The sequence below is a fragment of the Brevundimonas sp. genome (assembly GCF_016463485.1).
Lineage (GTDB): Bacteria > Pseudomonadota > Alphaproteobacteria > Caulobacterales > Caulobacteraceae > Brevundimonas.
In genome coordinates this window covers 1-5622 of the sequence record NZ_JAEMRD010000184.1, presented here as the reverse complement: position 1 = coordinate 5622, position 5622 = coordinate 1, and the positions used below count along the sequence as shown (strand labels likewise).

Here is a 5622-nt window from a genome sequence, read left to right as displayed (position 1 = left end):
CTGATGACGCCGGACGGCAAGGTGATGGAGACCGAGGCCGCCCACGGCACCGTGACCCGCCACTATCGCCAGCATCAGAAGGGCGAGGCCACCTCGACCAACTCGATCGCCTCGATCTTCGCCTGGACGGCCGGCTTCAAGCACCGCGCCAAGCTGGACGGCAACGCAGAGCTGGCCACCTTTGCCGAGACCCTGGAAAAGGTCGTCGTCGACACCGTCGAGGCCGGCTTTATGACCAAGGACCTGGCGCTGCTGGTCGGCGACACCCAGGGCTGGCTGACCACCGAGGGCTTCCTCGACAAGGTCGCCGAGAACCTGCGCGCCGAGCTGCCGAACGTCGGCTAAATCCGGCTTCAAGATCCGCGACATAAACGCCCGCCGGAGATCGCTCCGGCGGGCGTTTTCGTGGTCGATGTCAGCCGGTGGCGGCCAGGGTCTTGAGCCATCCGACGGCGACGTCGTGCCTCATCCGCCCGTTGCGGACGGGGAAGGGGAAGTCCGGAGACAGGCCGGGACGGACGTCGGACGGGGAATAGCCGAAGGTATCGCGGAACACGCGGCTGAAGTGCGACTGTGAGGGGAAGCCGTGGTCCTCGGCCACATCGGCGACCGACCGGCGCCGGCCTTCGCGCAGGGTCATATGGGCGCGTTCGAGGCGCTGTTTCTGGATGAAACGATGGACCCCGCCGTCGGCGTCGAACGCCCGATAGAGGGTGGCCCGAGACCCGCCGCATGCCCGGGCCACGGTGTCTGCATCCAGGTCGGGGTCGAGCAGCCTGTCGTGGATCCATCGCTCGGCCCGCCAGCGTAGTCCCAGGCGTAGGGAGGCGCGCGTTTCCGGATCGAGAGAGCGCGTGTCCCCGAGGGCGCGGGCGGTCATGGCCAGGGCCGCCGTCAGCCCGGCACGCCTGTGGGCATCGTCCAGCCGCTCGATCTGGTTGCCGAGGATGCGGATATGGCCCCCGATCAACCGTCCGGCAGCGCTGTCGCGCCTCAGCACCGTTCCGTGGGCCGAGGGTTGCAGCAGAATGTCGGGGACGTACCGCCGCGGGATCAGCAGGCTGTAGACGTCGACGCTGGCGACCCGGGACACGGTTTCACGCGACAGGTCACGGATCTGGACGTCGCCGGGCCGTGAGCGGACGTCGCGCCCGGCGCAGTCTCCGACAAGCGGGGCCAGATTGACCAGCAGGTTGATCCCGTCGATGGCCGAGCGACCGACATAGGGCCGGGTGCGTCGCATGATCTGGCCGCTGGATCGTCCGCGACCGACGACGCCTTCAGCCGTCAGGGCCATGACCGTGGTGTTGTAGAAGCTGGGCCGAGCCTCGGGTGCGACGCCCTCGACCGCATACAGGTCGGCCATGCTCTGTCGATAGAGTTCGTAGGTCTCTTCGCCGTTACGCGACCCGGTGTCCCAGGCCATGGCTTCACTGGTCAAGAGGTCTCGACGCCCGGCGGCGCTCCCAATTCACGCTCGAACCTATCGTGGTTTCTCGGGCCAAGGCAATCACGGCGCGACCTGGCGGGGCGGGCGGCTTGAGACGCACAGGCATGGTCATGACCGGGAGAGCCGCTATCAAGACGTCAGATCGGCGTGACAGCGTCGGTTCGAGACAGCCCCGGTGTGGGGAATTGCGCCAGGGCCTAGCAGGTCGTTCAGTCCACGCTGAACGACCTGCCTCTGTTTCGACAGGAGTTGTTGCGTTGATCTTCGATGCCGCCATGATCGAGGCCCTCGACGGAAAGCCCGCAGGGCCGACCGCGATGCCGCACAGCCGCCCGAGCGAGGGTTCGTCCGCTGTCCATCTGCGCCAGGACGGCGATCGCTGGACCTGGATGCTGATCGCCGAGGACGGCAAGTCCGTCGCGGCCGGGGAAGCCCATACTCGTGAGGACGCCCTGCGTGGGGCCCAGGACGCCGACCGTCCGAACGATTGACGGCCGATGCGGCTGAGCGAGTCGCAATTCCGGGGAAGAGGCCTTGTCGAGGCAGGATTTCCGTCTAGCGTTCCGGCCCCGATCCTGGAGCCCCTGCCTTGACCCCTTCTTCTCCGCCGACCGATGAAGGCCCGGTCTGGGCGAGGGATGCGGCGCGCAAGGCGGCCCGTCGGAATGAACCGTCTTTCAAGCGGCTGATCGTCAATCTGATCGCGGTCGCTGCCGTGGCGGCGGTCGTCGCCTTTTTCGCCGCGCCGGTGGTGGCCTTTTTCGGCATCCGGGCGGCGGCGGAGGCGGGGGATGTCGCGGGCCTGGCCAGGCTGATCGACTATGACGCCGTCCGGGCGTCGCTGAGGCCGCAGCTGTCGGGACGGCCCGAGCCGCTGACCCCGCCGCCTTCCTTCATCCAGGATCCGATCGGGGCCGTTCGCCGCCAGTTCGATCTGGCGGTGACGCCTCAGGCCCCGGATGCGCCGGACGTCGAGGCCTATCTGTCGCCCTCGGCCCTGTCGTCGCTGACGCGGGGCGAAGGCCGCGACGCAATGGAAGCGCCGGCCTCGGCGGAGGCGAAATGGCCCACGCCGATCTACTGGTCCGTCAACCGGACCCGGCTGGCGGTGACGAATGACGGCGGGGCCCGGACGGTCTTCACCTTCGAGCGACGCGGGCCCTATGAGTGGAAGCTGGTGCATGTCGGGTTGCCGGAAGCCACGTCGGCGCAGCCCTGATCGCAACCGCCCAAGCTTGGCCGCGTTGGTGCCGCAGGAGTATTCATGAACCGCAAGTCCCTCATCGTCCTCGTCGTCGCCGTCGTCGGTGCCTTCCTGATCGCCTATTTCGTCTCGCCGCTGCTGGCGGTGCGGGGGCTGGTCGAGGCGGCCAAGGCGGGCGACGAGGCGGCGCTGGAGCGCAAGGTCGATTTCCCGGCCCTGCGCCAGTCGATGAAGGACGAGATGAACGCCCGTCTGGTCGCCGAGATGCGCCGCGACCTGGGCGACCGGGGCTCTGCGCTGGGCGGTCTGGGGATGCTGCTGGCCCCCAGCCTGATCTCCAGCGCGGTCGATACCCTGGTGACGCCCAAGGCCGTCGCCGCCATGGTGGTCGAGGCCCGCGAACCGCGCGCCGCCGATGCGGTCGGCGAACCGGCACCCAAGGCGGACACGGCCGGGGACGACATCCGCAAGAGCTACAGCTATCGCGACCTCGACACCTTTGCGGTCACGCTCAGCGATCCGGACCGGCCGGATCAGAAGCTCGACCTGCTGCTCGAGCGGCATTCGGTCTTCTTCTGGAAACTGGCCGGAGTCGATCTGCCCGATCCCGCTTGATCCTCTCGTCATCCTCCGGCGAGCGTAGCGAGACCGGGGGACCCAGCGGCGCGCGACAGCGCGAACCTGTCGCAGACACCAATTTTCGACACCCAGCGTGAACAGGTCGCCTTCGGCGCCGCTGGGTTGCCCGGTCAAGCCGGGCAATGACGAAAGGGGCGGGAGGCCTACGCCGCAATCATTTCTCCTTTTGACTGTCGATCCAGGCGTCTATGCGGGCGTCGAGCAGGTCGAGCGGCAGGGGGCCGTCGACGAGCAGGGCGTCGTGGAAGTCGCGGACATTGAACCGGTCGCCCAGTGCCTCCTGCGCTCGCGTCCGGATGGCACGCAGCCGGATCTCGCCGATCTTGTAGGCCAGGGCCTGGCCCGGCCAGCCGATGTAGCGTTGCAGCTCGGTCTCGATGTTGTGAGGGGCGAGCGCCGAGTTGTCGGTGAAGCAGGCGCGGGCCCGTTCCACCGTCCAGCCCATCCAGTGCATGCCGGTGTCGGCGACCAGACGACAGGCGCGCCACATCTCGTAGGACAGGCGGCCGAAGCGCTCCTCCGGCGTGCGATAAAAGCCCATCTCCTCGCCGAGGAATTCGGAATACAGACCCCAGCCCTCGGTGAAGGCGGTGACGTCGACGTTGCGGCGGAAATAGGGACCGGCGGCGGCCTCCTGTTGCAGGGCGATCTGGAGGTGATGGCCGGGCACCGCCTCGTGCAGGGTCAGGGCGGGCAGTTCATACAGAGGCCGCTGGTCCAGCTTGCCGGTGTTGACGATGTATCCGCCGGGCACGCCCTCGGCCAATGATCCGCCGTTGTAGCGGCCGGTGGTATAGGTCGCCTCGATGTCCAGCGGCACGGGCCGGACGTTGTAGGTCAGGCGCGGCAGGGTGCGGAACAGGGCCGGCAGGCCACCGTCCGCCCGCTTGGCCATCTCCGACGCCTTCTCGATCATGTCCTCGCGCGAGGTGGCATAAAAGCGCGGGTCGGTGCGCAGGTGCGCCAGGAAGCCCGCGAAATCTCCGGTCCAGCCCGAGGCGCGCATCTCGGCGTCCATGCGGGCCCGGATGCGGGCGACCTCGTCCAGGCCGATCTGGTGGATCTGGTCGGGGGTCAGGTCGGTGGTCGTATAGGAGCGGGCCTGGAAGGCGTAGTAGGCTTTCCCGCCCGGGCGCGAGCCGATGCCGACGACATCGGTGGCGGCGGGCAGATAGTCGTCGCGTACGAAGTCCAGCCAGGCACGGCGGCGGGGCACGATCCGGTCGGCGACGATGGCGGCGGCGCGGGCGCGGTAGGACGCCTGGTCCTCGGCGGGGATGGTCGCGGGCAGGGTCGCGAACGGCTTCATCAGCGGCTCGGTCTCGGCCGTATAGGCGACCTCGTTGCCCAAGGTGACGAGCACACTTTCGACGACCGATTTCGGCTGGGTGAACCCGGTTTCCAGTCCGCGACGGGCGTTGGCCAGGCCGTCATCATAGAGCTTGGCGAAGCCCTCCAGCCGGGCGATCCAGGCATCGGCGTCGGCCCGCGTCGTGATCCGGGTGCCCGAGGCGACATAGGCCGCCGTCTGGCCGACCCCGCCTTCGGAATCGAAGGCCAGGCGTCGATCGTCGAACTGGATCGCCTCGATCGACCGTTTGAGGACCCAGGCCAGGAAGTCACGGTTCAGCCGGTCCTCGGACGACAGGCCCGCCGTTGGTATGGCCTCGGCGCGGGCGAGAAAGGCCTCGAGCGGGGCCTTGCGAGCCAGTTCGGCGGCGCGCGACAGGTCAGGCAGTTTCGACTTGGCCGCCTGATCGCCCTCGAACCCGGCCGAGATCGGGTCATTGGCCTTGAGGAAGGCTTCGTAGTCGGTGAGCAGGGCAGACAGGGCGGGGTTCGGGGCCGGCGTCGCAGCGCTTGCGGGGGTCGTCTGGGCCGAGGCGGGCAGGGCGACCGAGGTCAGCAGGAGGACGGCGAGACCGGCGACGAATTTGGACATGAGGCACCTCGGATGAAGGCGTGCATGGGGCGGGATCGCGAACGCGGCGTCAATGGGGAGTGGTGAATGGTTGGTTTGTGATGGTGGCTGGTGGTTGTCGCATCCTTGACGCCAGCGCGAGGGCCGCCAATCGGGCGTGCCGCCAAATGCAGCAGCCACCAGCCACCAGCCACCAACTACAAGTCACTCTTCACACACGCCTCTTCGTCCTCACGCGATCTCTCGCTGAAGCGATGGGAAGGGCCGGCGGAGCGTCCGGGCCTTCGCCCGGAATAGGGGTAGTGATTACCGTTTCGGCGAAAGACGAACGCTCCGCGTGCGTGGTTTTCGCAGGAGCTGTACGGCTCGGTCTCCCGAACCAGCGGGGGTGTTAACCCCTTGCCGCTA

6 protein-coding genes are annotated in these 5622 nt (G+C 68.0%); 4 read left to right on the top strand and 2 right to left on the bottom strand.

All coding sequences use genetic code 11. The annotated features are described in order from the left end of the window. Positions 1-345: isocitrate/isopropylmalate family dehydrogenase (locus JHC99_RS17190; RefSeq protein ID WP_292155869.1), on the top strand; the 345-nt coding region annotated here is incomplete at its 5' end. Between the two features lie 70 nt (positions 346-415). Here the strand turns inward: JHC99_RS17190 and JHC99_RS17185 are convergent. Next, positions 416-1441: an AraC family transcriptional regulator gene (locus JHC99_RS17185; protein ID WP_292155868.1), complete on the bottom strand. Its 1026-nt coding sequence runs from the start codon at positions 1439-1441 to the stop codon at positions 416-418. Between the two features lie 266 nt (positions 1442-1707). Between JHC99_RS17185 and JHC99_RS17180 the strand changes: the two genes are divergently transcribed. The 3 genes from JHC99_RS17180 (at position 1708) to JHC99_RS17170 (ending at position 3269) form a co-directional block, all read left to right on the top strand. Continuing rightward, positions 1708-1941 carry a hypothetical protein gene (locus JHC99_RS17180; protein WP_292155866.1) on the top strand — a complete coding sequence of 78 codons (234 nt, stop codon included), beginning with the start codon at positions 1708-1710 and terminating at the stop codon, positions 1939-1941. A 98-nt stretch (positions 1942-2039) separates the two neighbouring features. Further along, a complete protein-coding gene (locus JHC99_RS17175) occupies positions 2040-2669 on the top strand; it encodes a DUF2939 domain-containing protein (RefSeq protein ID WP_292155865.1) in 630 nt (209 codons plus the stop codon). A 45-nt stretch (positions 2670-2714) separates the two neighbouring features. Then, complete coding sequence (locus JHC99_RS17170) at positions 2715-3269, top strand: DUF2939 domain-containing protein (protein WP_292155864.1); 555 nt, start codon at positions 2715-2717, stop codon at positions 3267-3269. Positions 3270-3447: 178 nt separating this feature from the next. Here the strand turns inward: JHC99_RS17170 and JHC99_RS17165 are convergent, their stop codons facing one another. Continuing rightward, positions 3448-5235 carry a DUF885 family protein gene (locus tag JHC99_RS17165; protein WP_292155862.1) on the bottom strand — a complete coding sequence of 596 codons (1788 nt, stop codon included), beginning with the start codon at positions 5233-5235 and terminating at the stop codon, positions 3448-3450. Positions 5236-5622 lie beyond the last annotated feature (387 nt).

What these genes read in the sequence shown, in the direction of transcription:
- JHC99_RS17165 (WP_292155862.1), bottom strand. Translation starts at nt 5,235, where the DNA reads ATGTCCAAATTCGTCGCCGGTCTCGCCGTCCTCCTGCTGACCTCGGTC.
- JHC99_RS17170 (WP_292155864.1), top strand. Translation starts at nt 2,715, where the DNA reads ATGAACCGCAAGTCCCTCATCGTCCTCGTCGTCGCCGTCGTCGGTGCC.